Source organism: Bacillus cereus group sp. RP29, assembly GCF_040459765.1.
Classification (GTDB): domain Bacteria; phylum Bacillota; class Bacilli; order Bacillales; family Bacillaceae_G; genus Bacillus_A; species Bacillus_A paranthracis.
The window spans coordinates 1,329,799-1,344,866 of sequence record NZ_JARVHN010000001.1; the positions used below are offsets into that span (position 1 = coordinate 1,329,799).

Below are 15,068 nucleotides of genomic sequence, written 5' to 3' on the forward strand. Positions count from 1 at the left end.
ATTACCATATTAAGGGGTGACGATGTGGCAACTATACGTGATGTTGCAAAATTGGCAGGTGTTTCAGTCGCAACCGTTTCACGAGTTATAAATGAAAAAGGATACGTTCATGAGGACACAGTAAAACAAGTAAAGGAAGCAATTGAGGAATTACGTTATAGGCCAAATAGTGCAACAAAGCCACTATTTAAAGAGAATTCAACGATAATTGCATTACTTGTAGATAATCTATATGACCCATCAAACATCACTTTGCTACATTGTATTGAGGAAATAGCGTATAAAGAAGGATATCAAATTATTGTTTGTAATATAGAGAATAAAGATAGATACATACATATGTTGAAGGAAAATAACGTTGCAGGTGTTATTTTGACAAGATCCGTTTTTAAAAGTATAGGAGAAATCCCACTTCCGTTTGTTGTGATTGATGAAAAAAAATCTCATGCAAATTATTATGAAAGTGGCCAAAGAGCGGTCTCTTTATTAAAAGAAAAAGGTTGTCACTTTCTTGCTTATTTCGGTGAGGGCGAAGATAGTGAAGAAATGGAAGAGTACATATCAGGATTTTTAGACGCTGTTTGGGAGGAAGGAATCTCTTATCGAGAAGAATGTGTACAAGGGTATACGAATAAACAGTTTGTTACATTATTGCAAACTTATCCGTATATAGATGGAATTGTAACTTCAAGTGATAAGATTACCTTTGAGTTAATTCGAGCAGCAAAAAAATTAAATATCCGTATACCGGATAAATTGAAAATTATTGGACTGAACGGGAGTATAGACAGTGAGTGGGCAGGTCCGTCATTTATGCAAATGGAAAGTTGTATCGAAGAAAATGGGAAAATAGCATTGCAACAATTAAAGGGAAAAATAAAAAAGTAAAAGGTGCGTATAAAACGCACCTTTTATAATGTAATTGCGGCAATAAAGCCGAATATAAGTAACGGTATATTGTAATGTAAAAAAGTTGGTACACACGTATCCCATATATGATGGTGTTGACCATCAGCATTTAAACCGGATGTTGGTCCAAGTGTACTATCTGATGCTGGAGATCCTGCGTCTCCTAGCGCTCCGGCTGTACCGATAATTGCAATGGTGGCCATTGGACTAAATCCAAGCTGAATACAAAGAGGTACAAAAATTGTTGTTAAAATAGGGATGGTTGAAAAAGATGATCCAATCCCCATCGTAACGAGCAGTCCAATTACAAGCATAAGAAATGCAGCGAGTGGTTTGTTATTCCCAATTATATGTGCACTCGTTTGTACAAGAGATTCAACATGTCCTGTTTTTCGAAGAACAGCTCCGAACCCAGCGGCAGAAATCATAACAAATCCGATAAAGGACATCATACGCATTCCGCTTGTTAAAATTGCATCAGCTTCTTTAAGAGGTAGACTACCACTAACTGATAAAACGATAATCCCCGCTAGAGCGCCGAAAATCATTGATTCTGTTGCTAATTGAACAGTTAATGTAGCTAAGATAGATACTAGCCCGAAAGTAATGCTTCGTTTTGTATAGGGAACGATTTCATTTTCAGTAGTATGAATTTGTTCTGTTTCATACGTACGAGGTTTTCGGTACGTAATAAATACTGCCACACATAATCCGATAATCATACCGATTGCTGGAATGGTCATTGCTTTTGGAATAAGTGCGACATCAAATGTAAGACCGCTTTGCGCAGCATTTGTTTGTAATACATCATGATAAATTTTTCCGAATCCTGCTGGAATCCACATATAAGGAGTAATCAATCCGAATGTAATAATACATGTAACAAGTCTGCGATCCACTTTCAGCTCATTTAATACTTTTAAAAGTGCTGGAATTAAGATGGGGATGAAAGCGATGTGAACAGGAATCACATTTTGTGAGAAACAAGCCATCGTTAAAATGATAAATAGAATAAGTATTTTAGAGTAAACTTGTTTTTTCGTGTCTTGTTCATTGCCAATCCACTTTAATGCAGTTTGAATCATAGCATCTGGAAGTCCGGTTTTGGAAAGAGAAATAGCGAAACCACCAAGCATTGCATAACTTAAAGCGATTGGAGCACTGTTTCCAAGACCAGTTGTAAAAGTGTTAATCGTTTCTGAAATACCGAGTCCACCGATAAGTCCGCCTGTTAAAGCTCCAACAATGATGGCGACAATGACCTGGACACGTAACAAACTAAGCAATAGCATAACTGCTACTGCAATGAGTACAGCATTCATAATAAATGTAATCTCCCCAAAATTTTATTGTGTTAAGGCAAGGAAATATGAATCACCTTGCTAGATTTATACATAGTTGCGACATATTATTATAAATTGTTTCTTATGAAATGTAAAAGAGCCTTTTGTTACTAATGGTGAAAAGCTAGCTCTTGTTTAATGGATTGTAAAGAACGAGCGAATAATTCTGGCTCTTCTAAATCGGGAGAATGTGCTGAATTTGGGAACCAAATCATCTTTTTTATCGGTGCTTCTATTACATCACAATATTCCTGAACGAGTGCATAAGGAGTTTGATAATCATAGCGACCAGAACAAAAATAAACTGGAATAGATAAACTCGTAATAGAAGAAAAGAAATCGATTGTCAACATTTCTTCCCATAAAACGCCAGATTTTAAATTTCCTGCGAGAAACTTGAACCAATCTAATAGTGTATATTCGGGAGAAAAGAAGCCTTTTCGTATGAAAGAAAAGGAAGATCCGTTTTGGATTGCACCTCCGAATGTGCCAAGCCATTTTCTTTGAATAATAAGGCGTCTCGTATCTAAAAATGGCGGTTTTCCTAATTTTAAAAGGGACGCTAATGCTTTTTTATGATTATATTTTTTTGCAGAACGAATTAAATGCTGATATAGTAATTCCTCGTTTTGTTTCATATGTACAATTTGCCCAATACCGATATAAGCCTCGATATATTGTGGATAATAGTGTGCTATGTTAAGCCCGATAATACTTCCCCAAGAATGACCAGCGAGAAATAGTTTCTGTTTATTGAACTTTTTAAGTACATATTGAATCACTTCTTTTGCATCGGAAATGAATTGTTCGATTGTAAAATTTGCTCCGAAATCTTTCATTGAAAAGGATTTACCTGCCCCGCGCTGATCCCAATTAATTACGATGAAGTGTTTCTCCAATTCTTTTTGAAAATGACGAATAAATCCGATTTGTGCCATGCCTGGTCCACCGTGACAGCATAATAAAATAGGCTGCTCTACGTTTTGCCCGCGCATAAGGAGAGTTTGTTTTCGGTTGTTAATCATAACGCTTTCCATCGTAGCGATACTATTGGGAATGAGTTTTTTATTTTCATTATAGAACTGCGGGGTATTGCTACGAAAAAGCATATTGAAAACCTCCTTTTCTAAAATCGTATGAATCGCACAGGCTATTCGTTTTGCATATACTGTTAGAAAATCATTGTAACATACCATACTAGTGTCATTTCAATATGGGAGGAGGGAAATTGTGACGATTGGAGAAATTATCGATTGTTTAAATAGGCGTGAATCCATCGCTATTATAGCAAAACGTCTTGAAATAAGCCCGTATACATTATCGAAGAAATTAAGATTGATTGGATACGAATATGATGGAGAACAGAAAAAGCGTATTTTTGTAGGAGATGGAGAAGAACCGCGTCACTTACAACTCCAAGAAGCGACAGCCCTTCAATATGCGAAAACGGATTATCAACTATTAATTTATGAACAATTACAAAGTATTTATGAGTTATTAAGAAAGAAAGAAGAAGTAATTGCCCCCATGATGAATATAAGTACAGAAAAAAAGAAACGTACCTTTTCTATTAATAAAGAAGTATTAGCAAAACTAGACGTTATATCAGAATCGAAAGGAATTCAAAAATCTAAACTTGTAGAAGAGGCGTTACAACAATTTTTACAACAATATGATTTTAACAACACATCACATATTGATAAATAAAGAAAAGGATACTATGTTCATTGTAAGAACGAGTATCCTTTTTAGGTTTCACATATATGACGGATAAAAGGTTTATGTGTATCTTTTACGATGAAAAATTAAGATTGTTTATTATGAGTGTACTTAATTTGTTTTTTGAATTCTACCATCGATAATTGGCTGAATAGGTTCTTTTAATTGTTTTACGTAATCGACTAGCGCTTCAAAGTCGTTTGGACCAGTCTCTGCATTTTTACCATTTTTAAATGATACAAATCCATCACCGCCAGAAGCTAAAAAGGCATTTGCCACTACGCTATACGTTTTAGATGGAGATAATTCTTCACCGTTTGTTAAACGTATATTTGTAACTTTTTCACCGTTTGGTTTATTTGCATCCCACGTATATTGAATACCTGAAATTTGAAGCATTCTCGTCGTTCCTTTTTGCCATTGTTGATTTAAAATGTCGCGAATATCTTGACCTGTTAAATCTACTTTAATTAATTGGTTTCCAAAAGGCTGAATGCCGTATAATTCGCCCCATGTAATATCGCCAGCATCTAAGTCATTACGAATGCCGCCCGGATTCATAAGTGCGATTTGAGTTTGCATCGTTTGGCGCTGGGCATCGGCAACTAAATTTCCAAGAGTGGACTCACCAGCATCATTTTGTTTACGGTCGATAGGTGCTGTAGATTTTCCGACAACTTCATTTACAAGCGGTGCAATTTTTTCTTTATATTGATCTAGTTTTTTCTTTACTTGTTTATCAGGTTCTACACCTTCATGGTATGTTGTAACAACTTCAGCTTTTTTCTTTACAATATCTTTTGTTTTACGATCAATTGTTACATCTACATCTGAGAAAGCCATTCCGTAAGAGTTCGCTTGGACGATTAGTTTATTATTTACAGTACCATTTACATACGTGTGACTATGCCCACCAAAAATAACATCAACTTCCGGATCTGTTTCATTTGCAATTCGAGTAAGGTCTCCATTTGTCACACCAGACTCATCTGTTGTTCCACCGACATGAGCAAGGACGACAATGGATTTAACGCCAAGACGCTTTAATTGCTGCGTTGATTTATTAATTGCTTCTACTTCGTCAGTGATTTCTACATTTTTAAGCATAGTAGGCATCACGACATTTGGTGTATCAGTTGTAACTACGCCAATGAATCCTACAGGCACACCATTTACCATTTTTACAGTAAATGGCGGTAAAAATAAGCGGCCAGTGGATTTATTATAGAAGTTTGCAGCGACATAAGGGAAATTTGCACCTTTGAAATTCCCTGTTTTTTCGTGATAGCCACCGTAAATGAGACGTTTCATTTCATCAATACCTTCATCAAATTCGTGGTTACCGATTGTACCAACATCAAATTTTAAGTCATTTAAAAATTCAATCGTTGGTTCATCTTGTAACAATGCTGAAACTGGTGGACTAGCTCCGACAATATCGCCAGCGTGTACGAGAAGTGTATTCGGGTTTTGCTTTTTACGTTCTTTTAAATAAGTAGCTAAGTAATCAGCGCCACCAGCTTCTTTGTTATTAATTTTTTTAACAGTATCTAGTTGTCCATGGAAATCATTAATACCAAGCATTTGTACGTCTATGTAGCGGTTTTGTTCAGCTGGAGTCTGGGATGGGGGAGCAGCAAATACGGTTGAAAAAGTAATGGTGCTTAAAACGGCAACAGCAGGAATGATTTTTTTCCACATAATCTAATTCTCCTTTTTTTATAATCTGACATCATACGACATAATTTTAATAGATTCATAGGATTATATCTATACAAAAAAATAGTTTTTTCGAAAAATTAACATATTTACAAAAAGTGAATAATAGAGTAAAGGACCTTTTTTATTGTCGAGTTCATTGTGTATCTACTATAATGGAGAAAAAAGTAAAAGGTGAGTAGTATGAAGAAAAAGAAACAAAGACAAATGCAAAGACAAGCGCAAGTGAATCAACAAAAGAAAGAGTCGCTTACATTAGGTGATCAATTAAATGATTCACTCATGCAGCAATTAAAGAATAAGAAGAAAGAGTTGCAAGTGAGAGAAGAGGAAAAAGTGGCAGCTGAACAGGAAAGAAAGCGCCAAGAACAAAAAGAACGTGAAAAGAATAAATCATTTGAAGAACTGTTAAGTGAAAGTAACCTTACTTGGAAAGACTTTAAATAATAACGAAAATGATCAGTGAATAACGCTGATCATTTTTTTGACGAGCTTGTAAGAAAAGGGGAGTTAGAATGAGAAAAATTGTAGTTGTTCCGCATGAAAATCATTGGGGTGAAAAATTTCAAATGGAGGCTGAAAGATTAAAAGCGGCGATGCCAGAAAAGGTGAAGGTCCATCATATTGGAAGTACGTCGGTGCCAGGACTGGCAGCGAAACCAATTATAGATATGATTATGGAAGTAGAGAGTATCGACAGAGTAGATAGGTGGAATGAACGTTTTGAAGAGCTTGGCTATATCGTAAAAGGGGAGAATGGTATTTCAAGACGCCGTTATTTTATTCATGGAACGGAGGAAAAACGCTCGTATCACTTACACGTGTTTGAAAAAGGAAACCCTGAGATAGTAAGGCATTTAGCATTTCGTGATTATATGATGGCTCATTGTGAAGAAGCTGAGGCATATGCAACTTTAAAGAAAGAATTAGCTGAAAAGTATACATATGATGGTGCGTTATATTCGGAAGGGAAAACTGAGTTTGTACGTAATGTTGATGAAAAAGCGAAGAAATGGATGGAAAATAATGTTAATTAATGAGTTCGCATTATTTTAGAAAGTATATAAGTTTATTATGTAAACTGTACATATGTTTTGACTTTTTGGTTGAATCTTGTTCAAATAAAGTGGTGGCTTATAAAAAAATGTAATGATGAAAGGGAGACGACTGTGCACATTCCAACAACTACACTTCATAATGGCGTAAAAATGCCGATGATTGGTTTAGGCGTTTATAAAGCGAAAGAAGGCGACGAAGTAAAACAAGCAGTAAAAACAGCGCTAGAAGTTGGATACCGTTCGATTGATACAGCAACTGTATATGAAAATGAAAGCGGTGTCGGAGAAGCGGTTCGTGAATCAGGAATTCCGAGAGAAGACATCTTTATTACAACAAAAGTTTGGAACGATGATCAAGGATACGAGGAAACACTTGAGGCGTTTGAGAAAAGCTTAAAAAAATTACAAATGGACTATGTAGATTTATATTTAATACATTGGCCAATAAGAGGGAAGTATGTTGATACGTACCGAGCATTAGAAAAACTGTATGAAGAAGGTAAAGTGCGCGCGATTGGTGTTTCTAACTTCCATAAACATCATTTAGAACTGCTATTACCAAATTGCAAAATAAAGCCGATGGTAAACCAAGTGGAACTTCATCCGATGTTAACACAATTTGAATTGCGTAATTTCTGTCAAGGTGAGCAAATTCAAATGGAAGCATGGAGTCCATTAATGAGGGGCGGAGAAGTATTTCAGCACCCGATTATTCAGGCCATTGCTACTAAATATGAAAAAACACCTGCGCAAGTTATATTAAGGTGGGATATTCAAAGCGGGATTGTGACGATTCCTAAGTCTGTTACACCATCTCGCATTCAGGAGAATTTTTCTATCTTTGACTTTTCATTAACAGAAGAAGAGATGACTCAAATTAATACGTTAAATCGTAATTTACATGTAGGAACGAATCCTGATAAATATGATACGTTATAAAAAGACGCTACCAGTATGGTAGCGTCTTTTTATCGGTGTAATGCGTACGTATCACATTTCACAATTTGCTGAAGCTGTGTATATTCTGCTGTTGTTAACTTTGTTTGTTTACTAGCTTGTACATTTTCTCGTAATTGCCCAATAGAGCTTGCACCAGGTATAACAGCTGCAACAGTTTCGTTATGTAAGCAATATTGAATAGCTGTTCCAGTTAAGGAGTTTTCTCCAATTATTTCTTTTACATTCGCAAGCGTCGCATATAATTCATCGTAAGAATAAGAAAGGTAATCTTTTTCTTTTACTCTTTCTATCTTTCTTGTATTGTTATCAGTTAATATTCCTTTTGCAAGTGGTCCGCGAGCAATGACGCTAATTTGATGTTCATTAAGAAGCTGGAACCATTCTTCAGGGCGACGATTCAAAAGGCTATATTCCATTAGAACACTAACGATATTTGAACGCTGTGCATATTCACGGATGACATTTGGACGTATAGAAGAAATACCGTAATGGCGAATGATACCTTCTTTTTTCAATTCTTCAAAGGCTTCAATTACTTCATCTATAGGATCTTCAATCGTCCCGCCGTGAAGTTGATAAAGATCAATATAATCAGTTTGAAGTCTACGTAAACTTTCTTTCACTTCAGCCTTTATGTAATTTTTAGAAGGATCCCAAGACCAGCCGTTTTTTTCTTCTGTCCATCGATTCCCAACCTTCGTTGTAAGGATAATTTGGTCTCGTTTTCCTTTTAAGGCTTTTCCAACAAATTCTTCGTTTAATCCATAATCATATAAATCCGCTGTATCAAAAAAATTGATTCCTAAATCGATTGCTTCATCGATAATACGCAGGGCTTCTGTTTCAGATGTACCGAGGGACATACAGCCAAGTCCCATTTCTGTCACAAATAAATCTGAGTTTCCTAATTGACGTTTTTTCATAGTTCAACCTCCTTCTCCTTATTGTACGCAAGGGAAAAGAGGTTGACAAACGTTTACTTTTTAGTTGCTGTAATCCACTCTTGTACAGTTGTATACTCTTTGCCATATTGTTTTAGCTTATGGCGAATTTGCCATGCTTTTCCGACTAAAGTGACGCGATTTGGTAAAATATAAACTTTCATTTCTATCACGCTCCTTTCAATGTGGTAAAATGTATGAGGAAAGAATAGGAAATAGAACAGGGAGATGAAGTAGTATGAGTAATCTTGCAGAGAGAACAGTAAAAACTGAGCCGATTTTTGATGGTAGAGTTATAAAAGTTCGTGTTGATGATGTAGTATTACCAAATGGAGCAATGAGTAAACGTGAAATTGTAAATCACCCTGGTGCAGTTGCTATTATTGCTATTACTGATGAGGGGAAAATTGTGCTTGTTGAGCAGTATCGTAAAGCGCTTGAAAAGGCGATTATAGAAATTCCGGCTGGCAAGTTAGAACCAGGTGAAAAACCTGAGGTGACAGCAGTTCGTGAATTAGAAGAGGAAACAGGTTATGTATGTGAAAATATGGAGCTTATTACTTCTTTCTATACATCTCCAGGATTTGCAGATGAAATTTTATATGTATATAAAGCGACAGGTTTGACGAAAAAAGAAAATAAAGCTGCGTTAGATGAAGACGAGTTTGTGGAATTAATGGAAGTATCATTAGAAGAAGCAACTACTCTTATGAAAGATCTTCGTATTCACGATGCGAAGACGATGTTTGCAGTACAATATTTACAACTACAAAAATAAACACTCGCCAAAGGCGAGTGTTTTTAATTAATTTTTGCATATACGCGTGCATCACGTAAGCTACCATCTGGTGCTATGAAATCATTTTCCATTGTACCTTCTAGAATAAATTCTAAACGTTCTGCTAAGTTACATGCATTTGTATTTGTTGCATCAATACGAATTTCAATTCTTCGAGCGCTTAGCTTATCAAAGGCAAATTGAATGGCACCTTTCACAGCTTCGGTCATATAGCCTTGTTTTGTATAAGCGCTATGTAGCCAGAAGTGAAGTGAAAACTTTGGAATATCCCAGTTTTCAGGCTTGAGCGTTATAGCTCCGATGAATGTACCAGATACTTTATCGTATAAGTGAAAATCAAGTGTTTCACGAAGTAAAAACTGTCCGTGAGCGTTACGAACGATTTCTTCAGCACTTTCTTCTGTTTCAGCGTTAATTGGCATCCACGGTACTAAGTCTTCTAGAGAAGCTTGTATTGCTTCATACACTTCTGCACCATCACCTGGAAATGGCTTACGAACCTGTAAGCGTTCAGTTTGAAATAATGTTGGAAAATCTAATAATAATGGTTTCAAGAGAAATCCCTCCTATTCTCTACTTTTTAGTTTAGCAAAGTAGAGCGGAATTTCAATGTTAATTCGTCATACTTTTTTCTTTCTTTCATACATTTTTAGTAAGAGTGTGAACGGAGGGAAGAAAAATGTGGAGAAAAACTTGGCAAGACCGTGTAATGTCTCACATACAGGAAAACTCTTCATTATATATATTTAACGCTGTTTTGTTATTGATGGGAGTAATATTTGGAGCAATTCTTGTAAATAGTTTACAATTAAATCAAAAACAAGATTTATCATTTTATTTGCAACGTTTTTTTGGACAAGTTTCTAAAGGAGAATTTGCCATTGCAGGCGAAATGTTTCGAGAAAGTTACTTTTCACAATTAAAATACATTGGATTTATTTGGATTTTAGGGATTTCAATTATTGGATTGCCACTCATTTTTATTTTATTATTTGCAAAAGGAGTAGTTGTCGGATTTACAGTAGGTTTCTTAGTAAGTCAGCATGGATGGAATGGATTATTATTAGCATTCGTTTCTGTATTGCCACAAAATCTCATTATCATCCCAGTATTTCTCGTTATGACAACAATTGCCGCAAGTTTTTCCTTACGCATGATTAGGCATCAATTTATCCGAAAAATAACTGAGCCGCTATTACCATTATTGATCCGTTATACATGCTTCTTTCTTGTAATTGGAGCGGTGTTAGCTCTTGCTTCTAGTGTAGAGGCTTATGCATCACCAGTTTTAATGAAAGAAGTCGTTGAGGCTATTAATAAACAATAAATACTTTATGAGAATAATTATCAATTTGTTTTTATTGTTTTTCTTTTGACAGAAGCCCTTCTTCTGATATAATGGTGTAAGAGTGGCGAGGAGGGAGTAGTACCGAATGGAAGAAAGAATTGAACGAATTAAGAAGCAATTACATGCAGCGAGCTACAAATTAACACCGCAACGTGAAGCAACAGTTCGTGTGCTGCTAGAAAATGAAGAAGATCATTTAAGCGCAGAAGATGTTTACCTCCTTGTAAAAGAAAAGTCGCCAGAGATCGGATTAGCAACCGTCTATCGAACTTTAGAACTATTATCTGAGTTAAAAGTTGTCGATAAGATTAACTTCGGAGACGGTGTTTCACGCTATGACTTACGCCAAGAAGGTGCGCAGCGTTTCCACCATCATTTGATTTGTACACAATGTGGTGCTGTACAAGAAATACAAGAAGATTTACTTGGTGAAGTGGAAAGGAAAGTAGAACATGACTGGAGCTTTAAGGTGAAGGATCATCGTTTAACATTCCATGGGATTTGTAAAAATTGTCAAGAAAATGAAACGGATGAAAAATAACCTTTTCCTATTTAACTAGGAAGAGGTTTTTTATTTGAATAAGGTATAAATTGGTGAAAGCTTGGCATATGTTGTAATAACTTATATTTTGGAGGAATTTACAATGCGCCGAGCTTTAAAATTAACTTTTGATGGGATAAAAGTATTTTTATTATTTACAAGTTGTACGATTTTGTTTTATTTCGCTATACTATGGATAAATGAAGAATATGAAAGCTATCATCGTTATGAAAAGCCAAAAGAAGAGACTGTAGAAAAAGTATCAGGGAATGAAGAGCCGGCAAAGGATGCTTTCGTAAATAGAATGATGTTTTTCTATGAAAATGGGGAGTAGTGTAGATTGGAAGATCAATTAAAAGATTTTATTCATTATATGGTTGTTGAAAAAGGACTAGCGAAAAATACAGTAGTATCTTATGAACGTGATTTAAAAAGTTATGTAAAGTATTTGCAAAATGTAGAACAAGCGAAAAGCTTTCACGAAGTGACACGCTTGCACATTGTTAACTTTCTGCAGCACTTAAAAGAAAACGGAAAATCTTCGAAAACATTAGCACGTCATATTGCATCGATTCGTTCGTTTCACCAATTTTTACTTCGGGAACGAGCGGTAGAGCACGATCCATCCGTACATATTGAAACGCCGCAAGGAGAACGGAAATTACCGAAAGTATTGTCAGTTGATGAAGTAGAGGCGTTACTGCAGACACCAAAAATGACGAGCGCTTTTGGGGTTCGTGATAAAGCGATGCTAGAGTTATTATATGCAACAGGACTTCGTGTTTCAGAATTAATTGCATTAAATTTAGAAGATGTACATTTAACGATGGGATTTGTTCGATGCATAGGGAAAGGGAATAAAGAAAGAATTATTCCACTAGGAAGTTTAGCGACGGAAGCGATTCAAAAGTATATTGAAAAGGGAAGAAGAGAATTGATGGGGAAAAAAGTAGTAGATGCACTCTTTTTAAACCATCATGGCAATCGATTATCAAGACAAGGATTTTGGAAAATTTTAAAACGATTAGCGAAAGAAGCAAATATTGAAAAAGAGCTTACACCTCATACATTGCGTCATTCTTTTGCTACGCATTTATTAGAAAATGGAGCAGACTTACGTGCTGTGCAAGAAATGCTTGGACATGCAGATATTTCAACGACACAAATTTATACGCATGTTTCAAAAACTAGATTAAAAGATGTATATAAACAGTTTCATCCGAGAGCATAGGTACTATGCTCTTTTTTCATAGATTCAAAAGGCTATAGCACTTCACAGAAACTTCACAAACATTTCGTACATTGTTTTCAGCAGAAGACTAGAATATTACAATGTATTTCCTCTATACTAAATAAAGTATGAAGGAGGAAATGATGATGAAAAAACTTATTATGACTTTATTTATCGCGATGCTAGCATTGGCTGGCTGTAATACAAACAAAGAAGAACCGAAAAAAGAACAGAAACTAGAAGCTGTAAAAGTAGCAGTTCAAACAAATCCGAAAGAAATTAAACCTGGTGAAAAAACAGAAGTACAAGCACTTGTTACACAAGGAAAAGAAAAGGTAACAGATGCTGATGATGTAAAGTTTGAAATTTGGAAAGCTGGCGACGAAAAGCACGAGATGCTAGAAGGTAAGCATAAAGGAAAAGGTGTTTATGCTGTAGAGAAAACGTTCGAGACGGATGGCGTATACCATATTATTGCTCACACAAATGCGCGTGAAATGCATGTTATGCCAGAAGTAAAAGTGGCTGTAGGAAATGCGAAAGTAGAAGATGCGAAAAAAGAAAATAGTGATCATGGTGCAGGACATGGTGATCATAAAAGCGATACAATGATTCACCTTATGGCTGGTGACATAAAAGCAAATGCTGAATCAACAATGAAAGTTCATTTAAAACAAAAAGAAGAAGCTTTAACTGGTGCTGAAGTACAACTTGAGATTTGGAAAGATGGTGTGGAAAAACACGAATTCATTCCAGCAAAAGAAGGAAATAAAGGGGAGTATGAAACGAAACATACTTTCAAAGAAAAGGGTTCTTACAAAGTGAAAGTTCATGTTAAAAAAGGCGAATTGCATGAACATAAAGAAGAAACAGTAGAAGTAAAATAAAAAGGTAGCTCTTTAGAGCTGCTTTTTTTATTTTTATTCTGAAAATGATTAGTGGGAAAGAACAAAACCGCCACTGATTAAAATTTCACTTTATATGAAGAAATAAATCATAAAATGATTAGCACTTCTGTGCATAATGGATTACAATAGAAGTGTGAAGAAAATGAGAAATTCTACGAAAATGTATTAAAAAGAAAGCGTAAACATGTTATGATATCAGTATCAGATGTCTGACATCTGACTTAGAAAAAACTAGAAATGTTTTTGAGTCGTTTCAAGGTAAACGAAATAGGTTAGAGAATGATTTAAAGAAGTACTGTTTGATAATGAGAACGAAAGATAATTCTTATGGAGAACAGTTTCACTTTATAGCGTTTTGAACATACTACAAGAAGTAGAACTGAACTTATAGGAGGTCGCAGTTATGAATAAATATAAACGTATATTCCTAGTCGTAATGGACTCTGTTGGAATCGGTGAAGCACCAGATGCTGAACAATTTGGTGATTTAGGATCTGACACAATTGGTCACATTGCTGAACATATGAATGGGTTACAAATGCCTAACATGGTGAAATTAGGTCTTGGTAACATTCGTGAAATGAAAGGCATCTCTAAAGTAGAAAAACCACTTGGATATTATACAAAAATGCAAGAAAAATCTACTGGTAAAGATACAATGACAGGCCACTGGGAAATCATGGGTCTTTACATTGATACACCATTCCAAGTGTTCCCAGAAGGATTCCCAAAAGAATTACTTGATGAATTAGAAGAAAAAACAGGCCGTAAAATCATCGGTAATAAACCAGCTTCTGGAACTGAAATTCTTGATGAACTTGGTCAAGAACAAATGGAAACAGGCTCTTTAATTGTTTACACTTCTGCTGATAGTGTACTACAAATCGCAGCACACGAAGAAGTAGTGCCGCTTGATGAGTTATATAAAATTTGTAAAATTGCACGTGAATTAACGTTAGATGAGAAGTACATGGTAGGCCGTGTTATTGCTCGTCCATTCGTTGGTGAGCCTGGAAACTTTACACGTACACCGAACCGTCATGACTATGCATTAAAACCATTCGGCCGTACAGTAATGAATGAATTAAAAGATAGTGATTATGATGTGATTGCTATCGGTAAAATCTCTGACATCTATGATGGTGAAGGGGTAACTGAATCACTTCGTACGAAGTCTAACATGGATGGAATGGATAAGCTTGTAGATACATTAAATATGGACTTTACAGGTCTTAGCTTCTTAAACTTAGTTGACTTTGATGCATTATTCGGTCACCGTCGTGATCCACAAGGATACGGAGAAGCTCTGCAAGAATATGATGCACGTCTTCCAGAAGTATTTGAAAAACTAAAAGAAGATGATCTATTATTAATTACAGCAGACCACGGTAATGACCCAGTGCATCATGGTACTGATCATACACGTGAATATGTACCGTTATTAGCATATAGCCCAAGCATGAAAGAAGGCGGAAAAGAGTTACCACTTCGTCAAACATTTGCTGATATTGGTGCAACTGTAGCAGAAAACTTCGGTGTGAAAATGCCAGAATACGGAACAAGCTTCTTAAACGAGCTAAAGAAATAGGGGG

The 15,068-nt window shown here is 35.7% G+C and carries 18 protein-coding genes; 12 read left to right on the forward strand and 6 right to left on the reverse strand.

Features of this window, described 5'->3' with window-relative positions:
• Window positions 1-24: 24 nt before the first annotated feature.
• Entirely contained in the window at window positions 25-888 is an 864-nt protein-coding gene (locus QCI47_RS07010; RefSeq protein ID WP_353811729.1) for a LacI family DNA-binding transcriptional regulator, read from the forward strand.
• Window positions 889-911: 23 nt separating this feature from the next.
• On the opposite strand, the gene QCI47_RS07015 is transcribed toward QCI47_RS07010, so the two are convergent.
• Window positions 912-2,231 (reverse strand): Na+/H+ antiporter family protein, encoded by a 1,320-nt coding sequence (locus tag QCI47_RS07015; RefSeq protein ID WP_000994774.1) that lies wholly within the window; start codon window positions 2,229-2,231, stop codon window positions 912-914.
• A 131-nt stretch (window positions 2,232-2,362) separates the two neighbouring features.
• Complete coding sequence (locus tag QCI47_RS07020) at window positions 2,363-3,361, reverse strand: alpha/beta fold hydrolase (RefSeq protein WP_000898953.1); 999 nt, start codon at window positions 3,359-3,361, stop codon at window positions 2,363-2,365.
• 121 nt (window positions 3,362-3,482) lie between these two features.
• Between QCI47_RS07020 and QCI47_RS07025 the strand changes: the two genes are divergently transcribed.
• A complete protein-coding gene (locus QCI47_RS07025; RefSeq protein WP_309422209.1) occupies window positions 3,483-3,959 on the forward strand; it encodes a ribbon-helix-helix domain-containing protein in 477 nt (158 codons plus the stop codon).
• 123 nt (window positions 3,960-4,082) lie between these two features.
• Here the strand turns inward: QCI47_RS07025 and QCI47_RS07030 are convergent, their stop codons facing one another.
• The gene (locus QCI47_RS07030) at window positions 4,083-5,672 is read right to left on the reverse strand and encodes a bifunctional metallophosphatase/5'-nucleotidase (RefSeq protein ID WP_074531973.1); all 1,590 of its coding nucleotides are present in this window, start codon (window positions 5,670-5,672) and stop codon (window positions 4,083-4,085) included.
• Window positions 5,673-5,873: 201 nt separating this feature from the next.
• Here QCI47_RS07030 and QCI47_RS07035 point away from each other — a divergent pair, with 201 nt between their 5' ends.
• From QCI47_RS07035 to QCI47_RS07045, 3 genes are all read left to right on the forward strand, one after another.
• Window positions 5,874-6,137: a YqkE family protein gene (locus QCI47_RS07035; protein ID WP_000727549.1), complete on the forward strand. Its 264-nt coding sequence runs from the start codon at window positions 5,874-5,876 to the stop codon at window positions 6,135-6,137.
• A 68-nt stretch (window positions 6,138-6,205) separates the two neighbouring features.
• Entirely contained in the window at window positions 6,206-6,727 is a 522-nt protein-coding gene (locus tag QCI47_RS07040; protein ID WP_001227170.1) for a GrpB family protein, read from the forward strand.
• A gap of 132 nt (window positions 6,728-6,859) precedes the next feature.
• Complete coding sequence (locus QCI47_RS07045) at window positions 6,860-7,687, forward strand: aldo/keto reductase (RefSeq protein WP_000547999.1); 828 nt, start codon at window positions 6,860-6,862, stop codon at window positions 7,685-7,687.
• 29 nt (window positions 7,688-7,716) lie between these two features.
• Here QCI47_RS07045 and lolS read toward each other — a convergent pair whose 3' ends face one another.
• Entirely contained in the window at window positions 7,717-8,631 is a 915-nt protein-coding gene (gene lolS / locus QCI47_RS07050) for an aldo/keto reductase (protein WP_000747198.1), read from the reverse strand.
• A gap of 53 nt (window positions 8,632-8,684) precedes the next feature.
• A complete protein-coding gene (gene mciZ, locus QCI47_RS07055) occupies window positions 8,685-8,813 on the reverse strand; it encodes a Z-ring formation inhibitor MciZ (protein ID WP_000870299.1) in 129 nt (42 codons plus the stop codon).
• A gap of 74 nt (window positions 8,814-8,887) precedes the next feature.
• Between mciZ and QCI47_RS07060 the strand changes: the two genes are divergently transcribed.
• Window positions 8,888-9,427, forward strand: coding sequence for an NUDIX hydrolase (locus tag QCI47_RS07060; protein WP_000067038.1), 540 nt, complete (start codon window positions 8,888-8,890; stop codon window positions 9,425-9,427).
• A gap of 23 nt (window positions 9,428-9,450) precedes the next feature.
• On the opposite strand, the gene QCI47_RS07065 is transcribed toward QCI47_RS07060, so the two are convergent.
• Entirely contained in the window at window positions 9,451-10,002 is a 552-nt protein-coding gene (locus QCI47_RS07065) for a GNAT family N-acetyltransferase (protein WP_000803491.1), read from the reverse strand.
• A 155-nt stretch (window positions 10,003-10,157) separates the two neighbouring features.
• Between QCI47_RS07065 and spoIIM the strand changes: the two genes are divergently transcribed.
• From spoIIM to deoB, 6 genes are all read left to right on the forward strand, one after another.
• Window positions 10,158-10,775: a stage II sporulation protein M gene (gene spoIIM, locus QCI47_RS07070; protein ID WP_223290733.1), complete on the forward strand. Its 618-nt coding sequence runs from the start codon at window positions 10,158-10,160 to the stop codon at window positions 10,773-10,775.
• A gap of 106 nt (window positions 10,776-10,881) precedes the next feature.
• A complete protein-coding gene (fur, locus tag QCI47_RS07075) occupies window positions 10,882-11,337 on the forward strand; it encodes a ferric iron uptake transcriptional regulator (RefSeq protein ID WP_000392655.1) in 456 nt (151 codons plus the stop codon).
• 103 nt (window positions 11,338-11,440) lie between these two features.
• A complete protein-coding gene (locus QCI47_RS07080; protein ID WP_001250432.1) occupies window positions 11,441-11,671 on the forward strand; it encodes a YqzK family protein in 231 nt (76 codons plus the stop codon).
• A gap of 6 nt (window positions 11,672-11,677) precedes the next feature.
• Window positions 11,678-12,568, forward strand: coding sequence for a site-specific tyrosine recombinase XerD (gene xerD / locus QCI47_RS07085; protein WP_000390084.1), 891 nt, complete (start codon window positions 11,678-11,680; stop codon window positions 12,566-12,568).
• A 143-nt stretch (window positions 12,569-12,711) separates the two neighbouring features.
• On the forward strand, window positions 12,712-13,455 hold the full coding sequence (locus QCI47_RS07090) for a FixH family protein (protein ID WP_001993299.1): 744 nt from the start codon (window positions 12,712-12,714) through the stop codon (window positions 13,453-13,455).
• A gap of 424 nt (window positions 13,456-13,879) precedes the next feature.
• Window positions 13,880-15,064 (forward strand): phosphopentomutase, encoded by a 1,185-nt coding sequence (gene deoB / locus QCI47_RS07095; protein WP_001046082.1) that lies wholly within the window; start codon window positions 13,880-13,882, stop codon window positions 15,062-15,064.
• The last annotated feature ends 4 nt before the right edge of the window (window positions 15,065-15,068 follow it).

What these genes read in the sequence shown, in the direction of transcription:
- QCI47_RS07015 (WP_000994774.1), bottom strand. Translation starts at nt 2,231, where the DNA reads ATGAATGCTGTACTCATTGCAGTAGCAGTTATGCTATTGCTTAGTTTG.
- QCI47_RS07020 (WP_000898953.1), bottom strand. Translation starts at nt 3,361, where the DNA reads ATGCTTTTTCGTAGCAATACCCCGCAGTTCTATAATGAAAATAAAAAA.
- QCI47_RS07030 (WP_074531973.1), bottom strand. Translation starts at nt 5,672, where the DNA reads ATGTGGAAAAAAATCATTCCTGCTGTTGCCGTTTTAAGCACCATTACT.
- QCI47_RS07035 (WP_000727549.1), top strand. Translation starts at nt 5,874, where the DNA reads ATGAAGAAAAAGAAACAAAGACAAATGCAAAGACAAGCGCAAGTGAAT.
- QCI47_RS07040 (WP_001227170.1), top strand. Translation starts at nt 6,206, where the DNA reads ATGAGAAAAATTGTAGTTGTTCCGCATGAAAATCATTGGGGTGAAAAA.
- lolS (WP_000747198.1), bottom strand. Translation starts at nt 8,631, where the DNA reads ATGAAAAAACGTCAATTAGGAAACTCAGATTTATTTGTGACAGAAATG.
- mciZ (WP_000870299.1), bottom strand. Translation starts at nt 8,813, where the DNA reads ATGAAAGTTTATATTTTACCAAATCGCGTCACTTTAGTCGGAAAAGCA.
- QCI47_RS07060 (WP_000067038.1), top strand. Translation starts at nt 8,888, where the DNA reads ATGAGTAATCTTGCAGAGAGAACAGTAAAAACTGAGCCGATTTTTGAT.
- spoIIM (WP_223290733.1), top strand. Translation starts at nt 10,158, where the DNA reads ATGTCTCACATACAGGAAAACTCTTCATTATATATATTTAACGCTGTT.
- fur (WP_000392655.1), top strand. Translation starts at nt 10,882, where the DNA reads ATGGAAGAAAGAATTGAACGAATTAAGAAGCAATTACATGCAGCGAGC.
- QCI47_RS07080 (WP_001250432.1), top strand. Translation starts at nt 11,441, where the DNA reads ATGCGCCGAGCTTTAAAATTAACTTTTGATGGGATAAAAGTATTTTTA.
- QCI47_RS07090 (WP_001993299.1), top strand. Translation starts at nt 12,712, where the DNA reads ATGATGAAAAAACTTATTATGACTTTATTTATCGCGATGCTAGCATTG.
- deoB (WP_001046082.1), top strand. Translation starts at nt 13,880, where the DNA reads ATGAATAAATATAAACGTATATTCCTAGTCGTAATGGACTCTGTTGGA.